The 15,458-nt window shown below is 49.0% G+C and carries 18 protein-coding genes; 16 read left to right on the forward strand and 2 right to left on the reverse strand.

Translation table 11 applies throughout. The annotated features are described in order from the left end of the window. Nucleotides 1-22: 22 nt before the first annotated feature. From AC9UEP_RS00160 to AC9UEP_RS00195, 8 genes are all read left to right on the forward strand, one after another. Nucleotides 23-2,344 (forward strand): FtsK/SpoIIIE family DNA translocase, encoded by a 2,322-nt coding sequence (locus AC9UEP_RS00160; protein ID WP_509542910.1) that lies wholly within the window; start codon nt 23-25, stop codon nt 2,342-2,344. Nucleotides 2,345-2,468: 124 nt separating this feature from the next. Continuing rightward, the gene (locus AC9UEP_RS00165) at nt 2,469-3,200 is read left to right on the forward strand and encodes a helix-turn-helix domain-containing protein (protein ID WP_509542911.1); all 732 of its coding nucleotides are present in this window, start codon (nt 2,469-2,471) and stop codon (nt 3,198-3,200) included. A gap of 38 nt (nt 3,201-3,238) precedes the next feature. After that, a complete protein-coding gene (gene rimO / locus AC9UEP_RS00170) occupies nt 3,239-4,621 on the forward strand; it encodes a 30S ribosomal protein S12 methylthiotransferase RimO (protein WP_509542913.1) in 1,383 nt (460 codons plus the stop codon). After that, the gene (pgsA, locus tag AC9UEP_RS00175) at nt 4,618-5,178 is read left to right on the forward strand and encodes a CDP-diacylglycerol--glycerol-3-phosphate 3-phosphatidyltransferase (RefSeq protein ID WP_509542915.1); all 561 of its coding nucleotides are present in this window, start codon (nt 4,618-4,620) and stop codon (nt 5,176-5,178) included. The genes rimO and pgsA overlap by 4 nt, the downstream gene beginning before the upstream one ends. After that, the gene (locus AC9UEP_RS00180; protein WP_509542917.1) at nt 5,179-5,652 is read left to right on the forward strand and encodes a CinA family protein; all 474 of its coding nucleotides are present in this window, start codon (nt 5,179-5,181) and stop codon (nt 5,650-5,652) included. 30 nt (nt 5,653-5,682) lie between these two features. After that, complete coding sequence (locus tag AC9UEP_RS00185) at nt 5,683-5,949, forward strand: helix-turn-helix domain-containing protein (protein ID WP_509542919.1); 267 nt, start codon at nt 5,683-5,685, stop codon at nt 5,947-5,949. Continuing rightward, a complete protein-coding gene (locus AC9UEP_RS00190) occupies nt 5,933-6,460 on the forward strand; it encodes a TetR/AcrR family transcriptional regulator (RefSeq protein WP_509542920.1) in 528 nt (175 codons plus the stop codon). Before AC9UEP_RS00185 ends, AC9UEP_RS00190 begins: the two co-directional genes overlap by 17 nt. Nucleotides 6,461-6,471: 11 nt before the next feature. Continuing rightward, complete coding sequence (locus AC9UEP_RS00195) at nt 6,472-6,672, forward strand: DUF3046 domain-containing protein (RefSeq protein ID WP_095674974.1); 201 nt, start codon at nt 6,472-6,474, stop codon at nt 6,670-6,672. Nucleotides 6,673-6,684: 12 nt separating this feature from the next. Here the strand turns inward: AC9UEP_RS00195 and yaaA are convergent, their stop codons facing one another. Beyond that, nucleotides 6,685-7,239, reverse strand: coding sequence for a peroxide stress protein YaaA (gene yaaA / locus AC9UEP_RS00200; protein ID WP_509542922.1), 555 nt, complete (start codon nt 7,237-7,239; stop codon nt 6,685-6,687). A gap of 201 nt (nt 7,240-7,440) precedes the next feature. On the opposite strand from yaaA, the gene recA reads away from it, so the two are divergent. Further along, nucleotides 7,441-8,520, forward strand: coding sequence for a recombinase RecA (gene recA, locus AC9UEP_RS00205; RefSeq protein WP_095674972.1), 1,080 nt, complete (start codon nt 7,441-7,443; stop codon nt 8,518-8,520). Between the two features lie 65 nt (nt 8,521-8,585). Further along, complete coding sequence (locus tag AC9UEP_RS00210) at nt 8,586-9,026, forward strand: regulatory protein RecX (RefSeq protein ID WP_509543075.1); 441 nt, start codon at nt 8,586-8,588, stop codon at nt 9,024-9,026. Here the strand turns inward: AC9UEP_RS00210 and AC9UEP_RS00215 are convergent, their stop codons facing one another. After that, nucleotides 9,027-9,746, reverse strand: coding sequence for an IclR family transcriptional regulator (locus AC9UEP_RS00215; RefSeq protein ID WP_509542924.1), 720 nt, complete (start codon nt 9,744-9,746; stop codon nt 9,027-9,029). 70 nt (nt 9,747-9,816) lie between these two features. On the opposite strand from AC9UEP_RS00215, the gene leuC reads away from it, so the two are divergent. From leuC to AC9UEP_RS00245, 6 genes are all read left to right on the forward strand, one after another. After that, on the forward strand, nt 9,817-11,208 hold the full coding sequence (gene leuC / locus AC9UEP_RS00220) for a 3-isopropylmalate dehydratase large subunit (RefSeq protein WP_509542925.1): 1,392 nt from the start codon (nt 9,817-9,819) through the stop codon (nt 11,206-11,208). A 16-nt stretch (nt 11,209-11,224) separates the two neighbouring features. Continuing rightward, nucleotides 11,225-11,824: a 3-isopropylmalate dehydratase small subunit gene (gene leuD, locus AC9UEP_RS00225; RefSeq protein WP_509542927.1), complete on the forward strand. Its 600-nt coding sequence runs from the start codon at nt 11,225-11,227 to the stop codon at nt 11,822-11,824. A gap of 245 nt (nt 11,825-12,069) precedes the next feature. Then, complete coding sequence (locus AC9UEP_RS00230; RefSeq protein ID WP_509542929.1) at nt 12,070-12,534, forward strand: HU family DNA-binding protein; 465 nt, start codon at nt 12,070-12,072, stop codon at nt 12,532-12,534. A 75-nt stretch (nt 12,535-12,609) separates the two neighbouring features. Then, nucleotides 12,610-13,389: a lysophospholipid acyltransferase family protein gene (locus tag AC9UEP_RS00235; RefSeq protein ID WP_509542931.1), complete on the forward strand. Its 780-nt coding sequence runs from the start codon at nt 12,610-12,612 to the stop codon at nt 13,387-13,389. After that, the gene (locus AC9UEP_RS00240; RefSeq protein ID WP_509542933.1) at nt 13,386-14,387 is read left to right on the forward strand and encodes an NAD(P)H-dependent glycerol-3-phosphate dehydrogenase; all 1,002 of its coding nucleotides are present in this window, start codon (nt 13,386-13,388) and stop codon (nt 14,385-14,387) included. The genes AC9UEP_RS00235 and AC9UEP_RS00240 overlap by 4 nt, the downstream gene beginning before the upstream one ends. Continuing rightward, nucleotides 14,384-15,451 carry a D-alanine--D-alanine ligase family protein gene (locus tag AC9UEP_RS00245; RefSeq protein ID WP_509542935.1) on the forward strand — a complete coding sequence of 356 codons (1,068 nt, stop codon included), beginning with the start codon at nt 14,384-14,386 and terminating at the stop codon, nt 15,449-15,451. Before AC9UEP_RS00240 ends, AC9UEP_RS00245 begins: the two co-directional genes overlap by 4 nt. Nucleotides 15,452-15,458 lie beyond the last annotated feature (7 nt).

Below are 15,458 nucleotides of genomic sequence, written 5' to 3' on the forward strand. Positions count from 1 at the left end.
CTCTCCACCTAAGATTGAATGTGTGGCTAAGAAAAAGAAAAGCACATCCGCACGCTCAGTACTGGGCTCCATTGGTCGCGGCTTAGCCATACTCTGGCACTACCTAGCAAAATCCTTAGGCGCATCAGTTCGATTCGTTGCTCGCGGCGCCCGAGATTTAGATCCGGAACATCATCGAGATGGCGCAGCGCTGCTAGTTCTTTTAACTTCACTGGCAGCCTTTGCTGGAACCTGGTTTCAGGCAGATAACTATGTGGGACGTAATCTCTACTCATTTTTCTATGGCGCATTTGGTCGAATCGGTGTTTTAGCACCGCTTGTCCTGCTCTACTTTGCAGTGCGGTTATTTAGAAAGCCTGATGATGCTCACGTCACCGGTCGAATCACCATTGGAACACTCACGCTATTAGTTAGTACAACCGGGTTGGCACACCTGCTTAACGGATCACTAGGAGCGGTAAATGCAACTGGTGCTACTGCAATCAGAGAAGGTGGAGGCTTACTTGGTTACTGGGTAGCAAAGCCACTGGTTGCGCTGATGACATCACTGCTTGCATACCCAGTTCTGATTGCAATCTTTCTTTTTGGGCTTCTCATTATTACTGCCACCCCAATTTCAAAGGTGGGAATTAAATTTAAAATTATCTCGCTCTGGCTCTGGTCAAAAAAGCCATCACGGAGCAAGGATGAGTTTGAAATCGCAGATACGCCACCTTTTGAATCACCTGTTGTCGCCTGGAATCAGGAGGAAGGCGAGATTGATGAAGAAGAGTTCGACGAAGAATTCACCGTTGAGATTCCCCGCCCGCCTTTAGCGGCACAACTTAAAGATGCGCCTAAGAGCGATAGGCGTCCTGAGCAACTCTTGCTCACAAGTGATACCAAGTATGAACTTCCTTCACACGACCTGCTCAAGTTTGGGCCTGCCGCAAAGGCGAAGAGCAAAGCCAATGAAGTTGTCGTTGCCTCATTAACTGAAGTATTTAAACAATTTGAAATCGATGCCGAGGTAACCGGCTTCATGCGTGGGCCGACAGTGACGCGCTATGAAGTTGAGCTGGGAAATGCGGTCAAGGTCGAGCGAATTACCGCTTTATCGAAGAATATTTCCTATGCTGTTGCAAGCAGTGAGGTACGAATTCTTTCCCCTATTCCAGGTAAATCTGCGGTGGGTATTGAAATCCCCAATGCTGACCGTGAAATTGTCGCCCTCGGTGATGTCATGCGCTCTAGCGTTGCCGGTCAAGATCACCACCCGATGCTGGTTGCACTTGGCAAGGATGTTGAAGGTAATTTTATCTGTGCAAATCTGGCGAAAATGCCCCATCTATTAGTAGCTGGTGCCACAGGTGCAGGTAAATCTTCCATGATTAACGCCATGATTACCTCGATTTTAATGCGTGCTACACCTGATGATGTGCGCCTGATTTTAATTGATCCAAAACGTGTGGAACTCACCGCCTATGAAGGAATCCCGCATCTGATTACGCCCATCATTACAAATCCAAAGAAGGCAGCGGACGCACTCACCTGGGTTGTACGTGAGATGGATCTTCGATATGAAGATCTGGCCACCTTTGGCTTTAGACATATCGATGATTTCAATAAGGCGGTGCGTGCCGGGAAAGTGGTTACACCTCCGGGATCTGATCGCATCGTTGAGCCCTACCCATACCTACTTGTCATCATCGATGAGTTAGCTGACCTCATGATAGTTGCCGCGCGCGAAGTAGAAGAATCCGTAGTACGTATTACTCAGTTAGCTAGATCTGCTGGTATCCATTTAGTGCTAGCTACCCAGCGTCCGAGTGTGGATGTTGTCACAGGGCTGATTAAGGCGAACGTTCCTTCGCGTCTATCTTTTGCAACATCATCACTAGCTGACAGTCGCGTTATTCTCGACAGTCCTGGTGCTGAAAAACTTATTGGCCAAGGTGATGCGCTCTTCATCCCAATGGGAGCAAGCAGGGCAATAAGAATTCAAGGGGCTTATGTTTCAGAGCGCGAGATTGAAGCAGTTACAACCCACATTAAGAAACAACTTTCACCACGCTATCGCGATGACGTCACCCAAGTAGCGCAAGTAAATAAGAGCATTGATAAAGAAATTGGCGATGATTTAGAGATACTGATTCAAGCTGTTGAGTTAGTAGTCAGCACTCAATTTGGTTCAACTTCTATGTTGCAGCGAAAGTTGCGAGTGGGATTTGCAAAGGCCGGACGATTGATGGATCTGATGGAATCTCGGGGAATCGTAGGACCCTCTGAAGGCTCCAAGGCCAGAACCGTCTTGGTCAAACAAGATGAGCTTGAGTCTGTGCTCGCCACGTTGCGCGATTATTAACAGAAGGTAAATTTGGTGTGGTTTTTGCGGGTGAGAAATATTTTTACCGGCTGAACCTGTTCTCAACTGGGGCAGAAAGTTATTACAATTGTCTCCTTACCAGCATATTTAATGAAAGACCTTCATGAGCACAGGCAGCGAATTACGCGATCAACGCGAAGCTGCTGGCATTTCTAAAGATCAGTTAGCTTCGTTAATCAGCATTCGAGTTAATCTAATCTCGCAAATGGAGCTCAATGATTTTTCATATTGTGGAGGCGACACCTATGCGCGTGGACATCTCAAAAATATTGCCCTTCGTCTTGGTCTAGCGGCAGATTATTTTGTCGAAATGTATAACGCTGAACATTCGTTAGAGCACAGAGGTATTCACGCCCAACTCCTTGATAACAATGTTGGCACTATTCCTCGTGAGGCTCGAAAGATATCTTGGAAATTACCGGCACTCATCTCTGTTTCTATCTTGGTTGTGGCCAGTTCTATTCAGATTGTATTATCAAATCAATCCTCGATAACAACTCCAGAAGTTGCAGCAAAACCTTCGCCGGTTGTTTCATTGACACCGAAGGCCACACCTACTCCGGCGCCTGCTGTTTCCACCTCACCACCTACTTCAACGGGATCGGTGTCATTAATATTGGCTGCCACGCGAGGTAATTCATTTATCAATGTGGTCGTTGACGGCAAAAGCGTAATTAAAGGTTCAATATTTCAAGGTGAAACCAAGAATTACACCGGCTCTACCTCAGTCAGTCTTTATCTCAGTAACCCTGCAGGTGTAGATGTGACACATAATGGAAAATTATTGGGCCCGCTCGGTGGGCAGAATCAAGAAGTACGTCGCACCTTTCGCTAATTAAGAATTCTTTGCGATAACCCTGTAACATCACCTTCATGTCTCGCACCGTAGCTATTGTCACTATGGGGTGCGCCCGCAACGATGTTGACTCAGAAGAACTCGCTGGCAGGTTAGCAGCCGATGGCTGGACCCTAGTCTCTGATGTGGAGTCTGCCGAGGTGGCAGTTGTTAATACCTGTGGCTTTATTGAATCAGCGAAGAAAGACTCTATTGATGCACTTTATGCAGCGAACTCGCTCAAAGGTCACGGCACCACAAAAGTGGTTGTAGCCGTAGGGTGCATGGCAGAGCGCTATGGAAAAGAGCTAGCCGAAGCCCTTCCGGAAGCAGATGCAATTCTAGGTTTTGATGATTATCAGGATATTTCAGAGCGCTTGCAATCAATTATTAGCGGTAATGCACATACGCCTCACGTTCCCCGCGATCGTCGTGCACTACTTCCCATCGCACCTGTTGATCGCGCAGCTGCGCGCGATGAAAGTTTTGCATCTTCTGTCGGTGCTGGTGGTTCCCTCTTTCGCAAACGGCTAGGAGATGCTCCGTGGGCGCCACTTAAAATTGCCTCAGGCTGCGATCGTCGATGCTCCTTCTGTGCGATTCCATATTTCAGAGGTTCATTTATCTCGCGTAGACCCACCGAGATTCTGCAAGAAGCCGAATGGCTAGCAAATAATGGAGTGAGTGAACTCTTTCTAGTCAGTGAAAACACTACGAGTTATGGCAAGGACCTCGGTGATATCAAGTTGATGGAGAAGATCCTTCATGAATTTGCGGAAATCCCTGGAGTTGAGCGAGTGCGCCTTTCTTACCTGCAACCTGCCGAGATGCGACCATCACTGCTGCAAGCGATGATTGAGACCGAAAAGGTAGCTCCGTATTTTGATCTCTCTTTCCAACATACCAGCCCCACAGTGCTACGTCGGATGCGCCGTTTTGGTGATTCGGAAAAGTTTCTACATTTGATCACCCAAATCCGCGCACTATCACCCGCCGCCGGAATCAGATCGAATTTCATCGTCGGCTTTCCCGGTGAGACCGAAGCTGATTACAACGATTTAGCAGAATTTATTACGGAAGCAAAGTTAGATGCAGTGGGAGTATTTGGATACTCTGATGAGGATAATACCGAGGCGATAGATCTTTCGGATAAAGTCGCTGATGAAGTAATTCGCCAGCGAGTCGAGTCACTTTCCTCACTCGCCGATGAAATGGTTTCGGCTCGCGCCCAAGCTCGTATCGGTGAACATGTGCGTGTTCTTATTGAAGATGCCGAGCTACAAGAAGGGCGCGCAGCTCATCAAGGGCCAGAAGTAGATGGCACAACATCATTTATTGGTACTTCATTTGCAATCGGTGAGTATGTCGATGCGGTGATTATCGAATCAATGGGGGCAGATTTGGTGGCGCAGGCACAATGAGGATTCCTTCTTTCATCACACCGAACTGGCTCACCGTTACTCGGATACTTTTTATTCCAGTGGGTGTTTACTTTCTCTTTCTTGATGGGGGAGATAACGCTGGCAACCAAATAATTGCCTGGATGATTTTCTTTCTCTTGGGACTCACAGATATTGTTGATGGCAAGTGGGCGCGGCAATCTAACCGCATCACAGCCCTTGGCACCTTTCTCGATCCGGTAGCCGATAAAGCACTGATTGGGTCGGCGATGATTGCCCTCTCCATTCTTGATCGTTTCCCCTGGTGGATGACAATACTTATCCTCACTCGTGAAATTGGAATCACAATATTTCGCTTACTTGTTATTCGCGATGGAGTAATTCCTGCCAGCAGAGGTGGCAAGTTAAAGACCTTCTTCCAGGGTTTTGGTGTGGGCTTCTTCGTGCTTCCACTGCCAGCTTCACTTGATTGGTTTAAGTTCGGATTCATCTCAGTGGCAATTATTTTAACAATCACCAGCGCCTATGAATACATCAACGCCTGGCGCACAAGTGTGAGCAAGAGGCAGGTGGGATAGATGCCAACACAGACGCCTGCGCAATCAATTATTGAAACCTTGACTTCCCGTGGTCAAACACTTGCCGTTGCCGAATCCCTGACGGGCGGCGGGCTTGGTTTCGCACTCACGCAAGTTCCAGGTGCTTCCGCAGTTTTTCTGGGGGGCATAATTTCCTACACAACCGAAGTCAAAGTGCGCGAACTCAGTGTTGGTCAATCAATTATTGATCAATACAAAGTTGTCAGTGAAGAGGTTGCGATTGAAATGGCAGAGGGTGCAAAGAATAAGTTTGCAACTACCTGGGCGATTTCAACAACGGGCGTAGCCGGCCCCGGGGATTATCAAGGGGTGCGCGAAGGAACAGTTTGGATCGCAATTCGTGGGCCCATCAATCAAAGCCTGACGCTTACCCTGGATGGTGGGCGCGATGGAGTGCGCCAAGGGGCTATATCCAGCGCAATTGGTACCTTTGCGCGTATCCTTAGTCCTTAGTACCTCATGAGATTCGAAAGGAGCGTTGCCATGGTTCTTCTACGCCAAGCAGTTGGTCACACACTTCGTAACGCTCGCACAACTCAAGCTCGCACCCTTCGTGATGTCGCGCGCGAAGCTCGTGTCTCACTTGGTTATCTCTCTGAGGTAGAGCGTGGACAGAAAGAAGCGTCCTCTGAGCTTCTCAATGCAATCTGCGAAGCGCTCGGCCTGACTCTCTCTTCGGTCATGACCGGAGTGACTCACGAACTTGCATCTCGTGAAAGTGCAAAGCTCTCCGTTGTCGACGCAGCCTAAGTACTTATTGCAAGGCGGGATACACCGCCGCACTGAGAGTGCAATCCTGGAAGGCACAAAGAAACTCATCTCCCAGTCTGGTATTTCCAATATTTCAATGATTGAAATTGCAGATGCCTCTGAAGTATCTCGAGCCACTTTATATAACCACTACCGAGATAAGAGCGCAGTATTACTTGCCCTCTTGACTGCCGAAGTAGATCGACTGGTGGAGTTGGCCCAGCGTGCTGGAACTCCGGCTGATGCGCTGGAATCTTTGTCGCGTGAAGTCTCGACAGATTCCGCACTTGCTGCAATGCGCACCCACGATGCGCAGGTCCTAATTGCAATCATGTCCCATGCCGAAAATCCGCTTTATCTCACACTTGCCCAATGCATCTATAGTGCAACTAAATCTGAGGCTGGCACTGGAGTTACCATGCGCTGGCTGCTTGGCCAAGTAATGCAACCCATTACACCCAAGCAATCGCGCGAACAGGCAGAGCTACTCGTCGATCGCACATTGTTTTAAGAGATTTCGCTATGCGCATTTCAGATCTACGGGAACGCTTAACGCTCTCATTTGGTGAATCCTGGGCGCCATCTTTCGCACACGATATTGCCATCAGTGAACTTGCATCCATGACAGTAAATGAAGCACTCGCCGCCGGGCGGGAAGCCGATGAGATTTGGCGGGCGGTCTGTAAGCAGTGTCCGAATGAAACCCAGAAGTACCGGTATTAGCGTTCGCCGCACCTAAATGGCGATTACCTCTAAGACCCAGGGGTGCTGACCCTCGGCCGGTGTTAAGGCGCAGGGGTATTTCTCAGAGACTATGGCGTAGAGATCCTCCGGGGTCTGCGGCGTAGCGCGAGCTTGCAGCAGCCAGCGCGTGATTTCACCGCGGGTCTTTTTAGACATATGGGTGACCACCGTGCGCACACCATTGACCACCGTTGAAACCTTTACCTCCACCGTGATTTCAGGTGGAGCTGTCCACACGCCCTTATAAGTGGAGGAGCGGCAGTCGATAATCAACTGGCGCTCGCGGTTATCAAGGGCTGCGCCAACACTGGGCCGCATCGACTTGTTATCGATCTTGGCCTTGTAGCTCTCAATGCGATCACTTGGCCCGATAGCCCCGTATTTGGCAGAGATAATGGCGATCACTGATTCCCCCCGCCTCTTGGCAGCGGGGGTGAGCGTGGGCCAATCCAGCGCTTGATAGAGGACCCCGGTATAGACCGAGATCGCGGGGGTGGGTTTAGTGGTCGCAAGCTTCTTTTCGGACGGGGGAAGCAGGATCAACATGCGACACACCCTACTTGTCAGTGGCTGCTAATAAGGTTCGAACAGATGTTCGGATATAGTTTCCCTGCACAACCAGAGCGGTGCTCAGCCTTCGCCCACAGCGTCTCTATAACGCCACGGGCCGTAGCAGAGAATTCCGTACCTTCTGGGCCAACTACCAACGGTGGCGCTCGCCAACGTTCGAGATATAAGGAGAAGACAGTGGCTGCTGAAAAATCAAAGCCTGAAGATAACAAATCATCTGACCGTCAAAAGGCGTTAGATACCGCACTTGCCCAAATCGAACGTCAATTTGGTAAAGGCTCAGTAATGAAGATGTCAGATCGACAAGCACAGGTAATCGAAGTGATACCAACTGGTTCGATCGCATTGGATATCGCACTCGGAATTGGTGGACTACCACGCGGTCGTATCGTTGAAATTTATGGACCAGAATCTTCCGGTAAGACAACTCTTACCTTGCACGCGATTGCAAATGCCCAGAAAGCTGGCGGCATCTGCGCATTTATCGATGCCGAGCACGCATTTGATGCTGAGTATGCAAAGAAGCTTGGCGTTGATATCGACGCACTTCTAGTCTCACAGCCAGATACTGGCGAGCAAGCACTAGAAATTATGGACATGCTCATTCGTTCCGGAGCACTTGATCTTGTTGTAGTCGACTCGGTTGCAGCGTTGGTACCACGCGCTGAAATTGAAGGCGAGATGGGCGATTCCCATATGGGTCTGCAGGCACGCCTGATGTCACAAGCGCTGCGAAAGATTACTGGCGCACTGCATCAATCAAAGACCACTGCAATCTTTATCAATCAGCTTCGCGAAAAGATTGGCGTCTTCTTCGGTTCACCTGAGACAACAACCGGTGGAAAGGCGCTTAAGTTCTACGCTTCAGTCCGCCTTGATATCCGTCGTATTGAAACACTCAAAGAGGGAACAGAATCTGTCGGTAACCGTACTCGCGTTAAAGTGGTGAAGAACAAGATGGCGCCACCATTTAAGCAAGCAGAGTTTGACATCATCTACGGTGTGGGAATCTCACGCGAAGGATCAATCATTGACATGGGCGTAGAGCTCGGAATCGTGAAGAAGTCTGGTGCTTGGTACACATACGAGGCAGATCAACTAGGTCAAGGTAAAGAGAATTCACGTGCATTCCTTATCAATAACCCAGATCTAGCCAACGAGATAGAGTCGAAGATTCGTGCCAGCTTCGTGCCCGTAGAAGTCGATGCAGCGCTCATTGCTGAAATCGATGAAGCTGCAGCAGAGGTTGACTTCTAATTTCACTGCAATTTGCAAAGGTTGAGAGAGGCGAGGGCTCTGACCCTTACGAAGTAGCTCACGCAATTGCGCTCAACGCACTTGTGACTCGAGCAAAAAGTAAGGGTGAGCTGCTCGCTCATCTTAAAACCCGTGGCGTAGAAGATGATGTGGCGCATGCTGTCATCTTTCGTCTGCAAGAAAGTGGCCTGGTGAATGATCGCGAATTCGCCCTTGCCTGGGCCACCTCGCGCCATGATCATAAGAAGATTTCAAAGCGCATCATTGCGGGGGAGCTTCGTCAAAAAGGTGTTACCCAAGAGCAGATTGATGAAGCACTTGATGGCATCGATGACGAATCTGAATATCAATCAGCTTTTGAACTTGGCTTCAAGAAATACAACACGATGTCACGGCTAGCACCTGATGTGCAGGTTCGCCGCATTCAATCGCTTTTAGCCCGTAAAGGCTTTAACTTCACCATTATTTCTCGCGTGCTTAAAGAACTTGATTTATTAAATAACTAACTACTTACCTGATTTCAAATGCTCGCTTAGTCGTTCCGCTGTTGCGACAACTGCGGCAGCGTGTAGTCGGCCAGGCTGACGGCCCAGTCTTTCAATGGGTCCGCTAATAGAGACAGCTGCAATAACTTTTCCGTTTGGTCCGCGCACGGGGGCGGAGACAGAGGCAACGCCGGCTTCACGTTCGCCTACAGATTGGGCCCAACCGCGTCTGCGATCTGCAGCTAAATGTGCCGCTGTGTATCTGGCATTTTTTAGCCCGCGATGAATTTTCTCTGAATCTTCCCAGGCCATCAAAATTTGCGCCGCAGATCCTGCCTGCATGGTTATCGATGCACCGATTGGCACCGAGTCGCGAAGTCCGGATAAACGCTCTGCTACAGCGACACAGATTCGAATATCTCCTTGGCGACGATAAAGTTGGGCAGATTCTCCGGTGGCATCGCGCAGGGCAGCAAGTGCCGGAGCGGCCACAGCAATCAGGCGATCTTCACCGGCTGCAGCTGCTAATTCACCTGAACGAGCTCCGATAATGAAGCGACCATTGAGATCGCGTGATACAAGATGATGAAATTCCAAGGCAACGGCGAGCCTATGAGCTGTGGGACGGGCAATTCCAGTGGCGGCTACGAGTTCAGACAAGGAGTGAGGCCCTGATTCCAGCGTGGCCAGGATGTATACGGCTTTATCTAAGACGCCGACTCCGCTATTCTTCTTATCCACAGAGTGATATTAGCATCCCATTCTGTGAGACGCAATTTAGTTAACGCAAAGATTAGGAGCACCAGAGATTATGGGTAAAACACTCGCGGAGAAGATTTGGGATGACCATATTGTTCGGAGCGCAGAAGGTGAACCTGACCTGCTCTATATCGATCTGCATCTGATTCATGAAGTAACAAGTCCACAAGCTTTCGATGGTCTGCGTCTTGCGGGTCGGCCAGTGCGTCGTGCTGATCTGACAATTGCAACCGAAGATCACAACACGCCAACGCTAGATATTCTCAAGCCGATTGCTGATCCGGTTTCAAAGTTGCAGATCGATACTTTGCGTAGCAATGCGAAAGAATTTGGTGTCCGTCTTCACTCACTGGGAGATGCCGACCAAGGCGTAGTTCACGTTGTTGGCCCGCAGCTTGGAATTACCCAGCCAGGCATGACTATTGTTTGTGGAGATTCACATACTTCCACCCATGGTGCATTTGGCGCAATCGCATTTGGTATTGGTACCTCAGAGGTAGAACACGTTCTTGCAACACAGACGCTGCCATCACGTCGACCAAAGACAATGGCTATCAATGTTGAGGGAACACTCAAAACTGGCGTGAGTGCGAAAGATATTATTCTTGCAATTATTGCCCAGATTGGTACCGGCGGTGGCCAGGGATACATCATTGAATACCGCGGTTCTGCCATTCGAGCACTGTCTATGGAAGGCCGCATGACAGTCTGCAATATGTCCATTGAAGCTGGAGCGCGCGCGGGTCTGATTGCACCAGATCAGAAGACATTTGATTACATCAAGGGTAAGCCACATGCACCGGAGGATTTCCAAGGTGCGCAAAGCTATTGGCAGAGCTTGTTTACTGATGCCGATGCAAAATTCGATGTTGAAATCACAATCAATGCAGATGAGCTAGAACCATTTGTCACATGGGGTACTAACCCAGGACAAGGGTTGCCACTAAATGCATCAGTACCAAACCCGGCCGAAATCAAAGATGCCGAAGAGCGTGGAGCTGCCGAGCGCGCTCTGCAATACATGGGACTTGTGGCTGGAACACCACTGAAGAAGATAGCTATTGACACTGTTTTCTTGGGTTCTTGCACCAATGGCCGTATCGAAGATTTACGTGCCGCCGCTTCAGTTCTGGAAGGCAAGAAGATTGCATCGACGCTACGCATGCTGGTAGTCCCTGGCTCTGAGCGAGTACGTCAGCAAGCGATGCAGGAAGGGCTAGATAAAGTCTTTATCGATGCGGGTGCTGAATGGCGAAATGCTGGTTGTTCGATGTGCCTTGGCATGAATCCAGATCAACTTGCCGTCGGTGAGCGTTCGGCATCCACATCAAATAGAAACTTTGAAGGCCGCCAAGGAAAAGGTGGACGCACCCACCTTGTGAGTCCATTAGTAGCTGCAGCAACTGCAATTCGCGGCACACTTTCATCACCGGCAGATTTGTAAGAGAGGTTCAAGAAAAATGGAAAAATTCATTAAACACACAGGAAGTGGAGTTCCGCTTCGCCGCAGCAATGTTGATACTGATCAGATCATTCCGGCTGTGTATTTAAAGCGCGTAACACGTAGCGGCTTCGAAGATGGTCTCTTCTCAGCCTGGCGCTCAGATCCTGAATTTGTGCTCAATAGAAAAGAGTTCAAGAGCGGTACCGTGCTTGTGGCCGGACCAGAATTCGGAACTGGGTCATCACGCGAACATGCAGTATGGGCGCTACAAAATTATGGTTTCAAGGTAGTGATCTCAAGCCGCTTTGCAGATATTTTCCGGAATAACTCCCTGAAAGGTGGATTATTGACCGTCATTGTCCCGCAAGCGGTCGTTGACGCCCTCTGGGATGCGATCGAGAGTGAGCCCACTACCTCAATTACCGTCGACCTAGAGGCGCGCAGAGTTTCCTACAACGCCATCACGGTGAGCTTTGAACTCGATGATTACACCCGCTGGCGCCTCATGGAGGGCCTAGATGACATCGGATTAACCTTGAAGCACACTGATTCCATTGACGCCTTTGAAGCAAAACGCCCTGCATTTAAGCCAAAGACGCTACCTATACGAATTTAAACCCACTTAAGGTATGAAAATGAGCGTGCAGTAATGCTTTTTTGGAAAGGGTGAGTGGGACGTACTAAACCCTCAATATCCGAATGAGAGTTTTTTACACATGAATATGTGTTTTTTATTGAAATAATTCGTTGCGACACGCGCGCGTTAATAACGCTCTCACCCCATGAATAGGTTTATGTTTTACGCAGTTAGGCAAAAGCTTAATTATTTAAGCGTAAAACTTCTCATTAAGGGGAAACTGAATGAATAAGGCCCAGTTCATCGCTGCGTTGGCCCCACACTTCAACGGCAGCAAGAAAGATGCAGCACACGCTGTAGATGTAGTTTTTGACACAATCGTTCGTAACATGTCAGCCGGAAACGACGTCATGATCAACGATTTCGGTAAGTTTAAGAAGGTTGATCGCAAGGCACGTATGGGGCGTAACCCATTCACCGGCGAGACAATCAAGATCAAGGCGTCAAAGAAGGCACGTTTCCTTCCTGCAAAGGCACTCAAGGAAATCATTGCTGGAGATCGCAAACTTGGTCCAGCACCTAAGCCAGAAGTTAAGGCAGCTCCAAAGCCAGCAGCGAAGAAAGCTGTAGCTAAGAAGAAGGTTGCAAAGAAGGCTCCTGCGAAGAAGAAGCCAGCAGCTAAGAAGAAGGTTGCAAAGAAGGCTCCGGCAAAGCGCAAGCCAGCAAAGAAGGCAGTTAAGAAGCGTTAATTCTTAGCACTTTTATCAAGAAGGAGTCTTGCAAAAGCGGGGCTCCTTCTTGCTTTCCCCGTTACCATAGCGAACATGGCAGAGTTCAAGCTTTCTTATGAACCGCCGCGCGGTTTTCCACTAGGCACAAATCTCACCTATAAAGTCTTTGCAGCTATTTTGATTCCAATTTTTAATCTCTTCATGAGTCGAGATTGGAAGGGCGCGCAGAACATTCCGGCCAGTGGCAGAGTCATCGTCGCAAGCAATCACATGTCTTATCTCGATGTCCTGGTCTTCACGCACTTTCTTTTTCGAAATGGCAGAGCACCTCGATATCTTGGCAAAGTTGAGGTTTTTCGAGTTCCTGTAGTTGGCAAGATTCTTTTAGCCTCTGGTCAGATTCCGGTCGAACGAGAAACTATCGATGCTAAAAATGCGGTTGATCACGCAAAGATTCTGCTGGAGTCCGGACATATGCTCGGGGTTTACCCAGAAGGAACTCTTACCCGAGATGCCCAGATGTGGCCCATGATTGCCAAGACGGGATGTGCTCGCCTTGCGCTGGAAACAGATACGCCCGTCATCCCGATTGCGCAGTGGGGCTCACAACTTGTCGTTCCGAATTACACCAAGCGAGTAAGACTTTTTCCGCGCAAGACAATCATCGTGCGGGCGGGTAAGCCGGTCGATCTCTCGCCCTGGAAAGGAAAGCACGAGGACTCCCAGGCGCTGATTGAAGCAACAGCTAAAATCATGCGAGAAATTACCGTTCTTCTCGAAGATATTCGTGGTGAGAAGCGACCTGAAGTAATCTTTGACCCGCACACATCAGATCTTCCACGGATAGGTAACTTTAAGAAGAAGAGAGCATGAGCAAAGTAACTGTTTTCGGTGCCGGCGCCTGGGGTTCAACCATGGCGCAGGTCTTAAGTGATGCGGGAAATGAAGTACTCCTTTGGGGCCGTAGTGAATCTGTGATCACAGAAATCACCACCGCTCACACCAATGTGAAGTATCTAGGTAACCACGTACTTCCCGATAATATCATCGCGACTACCAGTCTGGACGATGCATTTGCGTTCTCACAGATGTATGTTCTTGCCATACCTGCGCAAGAAATTCGGGCAACGCTGGAAGATTGGAAAAATCGCTTTCCATCAGACTGCACGATTGTAAGCACGTTAAAGGGAATTGAAATAAACACCCAAATGCGAATGACCGAGGTCATTGAAGATGTTATTGGTGTGCACAAGATGGCAATTATTACCGGACCTAACTTGGCTGATGAACTTGTTCTTCGTCAGCCCGCCGGCGCTGTTGCTGCAGCAACTTCGCAAGTGTTAGCCGATCAGATTAGAGAGCTATTTCGTACTCCCTACTACCGCGTCTACACCTCAACTGATGTCATGGGCTGTGAACTTGCCGGCGCTATAAAGAGTGTTATTGCGTTAGCGGTTGGGCTATCTATTGGCATGGGCTTTGGCGAAAATACCCAAGCCATGTTAATTACCCGCGGGTTAAATGAAGTCGCACGATTATGTGCAGCTCACGGGTCTGATCCATTATCTGCCGCCGGCTTAGCTGGAATGGGAGATCTCGTTGCTAGTTGTGGCTCACCCCTTTCTCGCAATCGAACATTTGGTGAAGTTATAGGTCGAACAGGTTCGATGAGCGCTGCGCGTGCACAGATGGATAAAACTGTCGAAGGCGTTGCATCATCAAGTGCGGTACTTGAAATTGCCCATCGCGTGGGCATTGAAGTTCCGGTGATTGAAGCAGTAGCTGACATTGTGAGCGAAAAGCTCACACCGGAAGCGGCGCTACAAAGGCTGATGGAGATTACAACTAAGGCCGAAAACTTCATCCGATGACAGAGCGCGTTGCGATTATTTGCGGTGGGCGAAGCAGCGAGCATGAAATCTCGTGTATCTCTGCTGGGGGAGTACTTGCTGCTATTGATCGCAGAGCCTATGAACCCATTCTGATTGGGATTACCAAAGAGGGTTCGTGGGTGCTAATTCCAGAAAATCACAACATGACTATCGTTAATGGCGTTCTTCCATCCGTTCCACAAGGTGCCCCGACGGTTGTTGCCGATATTGCCGGATTTTCTAGCGGTGGAAAAGATTTGAAGATTGATATCGTTTTTCCGTTATTGCATGGTCCATATGGTGAAGATGGAACTATTCAAGGACTTCTGGAAATGGCAGATATGCCTTATGTGGGTTCCGGAGTTCTGGCATCGGCTGTGGCAATGGATAAATCATTTGCCAAGCCAATATTTGCATCGCACGACATTGCAACTGTGCCGGGAATAGTGGTCAAAGCAGGTGCCTGGGAGTCTCACTCGGCTGTTATTACAAAAGAGATCGCAGGTCTTGGTTATCCGGTATTTGTTAAGCCGGCACGTGGCGGATCTTCGCGTGGGACAACTAAGGTGAAAAGCGCCGACCAATTACCAGCTGCAGTTGCCGAAGCGCATCGCTTTGACTCAAAAGCAATGGTGGAAAAGGCAATAATTGGCTCCGAGATTGAATGCGCTGTCCTTGAAATCAACGGCGCCCCGCAAGCATCGGTAGCTGGAATGATTCATATCGATTCCAGATTTGAGTTCTACGACTTTGAAGCAAAGTACTTAGATGGTGCAACCTCGATAGAACTTCCAGCACCTATTGATAGTGCAATCGCAGATAAAATCCGTGACTCTGCAATCAAGGCATTTTTAGCACTCGGCTGCTCAGGCCTAGCCAGGGTGGATTTTTTCCTGACTGAAAAAGGTGAAGTGATTATCAATGAGCTCAACACGATGCCTGGATTTACAGCGACTTCAGTATTTCCAAAGATGTGGGCTGCAACGGGAATTGATTACTCAGAAGTTATTACTCATTTATTACAAGGTGCAAAAAAGCGCACAAATGGCGTGCTCGGTAATTAATTAGTTC

It is taken from the genome of Candidatus Planktophila sp., assembly GCF_040402315.1.
In the GTDB taxonomy this organism is placed as follows: Bacteria; Actinomycetota; Actinomycetes; order Nanopelagicales; family Nanopelagicaceae; genus Planktophila.

Excerpts from the sequence above, each read along its gene's own strand:
- AC9UEP_RS00165 (WP_509542911.1), top strand. The coding sequence starts at position 2,469 with ATGAGCACAGGCAGCGAATTACGCGATCAACGCGAAGCTGCTGGCATT.
- rimO (WP_509542913.1), top strand. The coding sequence starts at position 3,239 with ATGTCTCGCACCGTAGCTATTGTCACTATGGGGTGCGCCCGCAACGAT.
- pgsA (WP_509542915.1), top strand. The coding sequence starts at position 4,618 with ATGAGGATTCCTTCTTTCATCACACCGAACTGGCTCACCGTTACTCGG.
- AC9UEP_RS00180 (WP_509542917.1), top strand. The coding sequence starts at position 5,179 with ATGCCAACACAGACGCCTGCGCAATCAATTATTGAAACCTTGACTTCC.
- AC9UEP_RS00185 (WP_509542919.1), top strand. The coding sequence starts at position 5,683 with ATGGTTCTTCTACGCCAAGCAGTTGGTCACACACTTCGTAACGCTCGC.
- AC9UEP_RS00195 (WP_095674974.1), top strand. The coding sequence starts at position 6,472 with ATGCGCATTTCAGATCTACGGGAACGCTTAACGCTCTCATTTGGTGAA.
- yaaA (WP_509542922.1), bottom strand. The coding sequence starts at position 7,239 with ATGTTGATCCTGCTTCCCCCGTCCGAAAAGAAGCTTGCGACCACTAAA.
- leuC (WP_509542925.1), top strand. The coding sequence starts at position 9,817 with ATGGGTAAAACACTCGCGGAGAAGATTTGGGATGACCATATTGTTCGG.
- leuD (WP_509542927.1), top strand. The coding sequence starts at position 11,225 with ATGGAAAAATTCATTAAACACACAGGAAGTGGAGTTCCGCTTCGCCGC.
- AC9UEP_RS00230 (WP_509542929.1), top strand. The coding sequence starts at position 12,070 with ATGAATAAGGCCCAGTTCATCGCTGCGTTGGCCCCACACTTCAACGGC.
- AC9UEP_RS00235 (WP_509542931.1), top strand. The coding sequence starts at position 12,610 with ATGGCAGAGTTCAAGCTTTCTTATGAACCGCCGCGCGGTTTTCCACTA.
- AC9UEP_RS00240 (WP_509542933.1), top strand. The coding sequence starts at position 13,386 with ATGAGCAAAGTAACTGTTTTCGGTGCCGGCGCCTGGGGTTCAACCATG.
- AC9UEP_RS00245 (WP_509542935.1), top strand. The coding sequence starts at position 14,384 with ATGACAGAGCGCGTTGCGATTATTTGCGGTGGGCGAAGCAGCGAGCAT.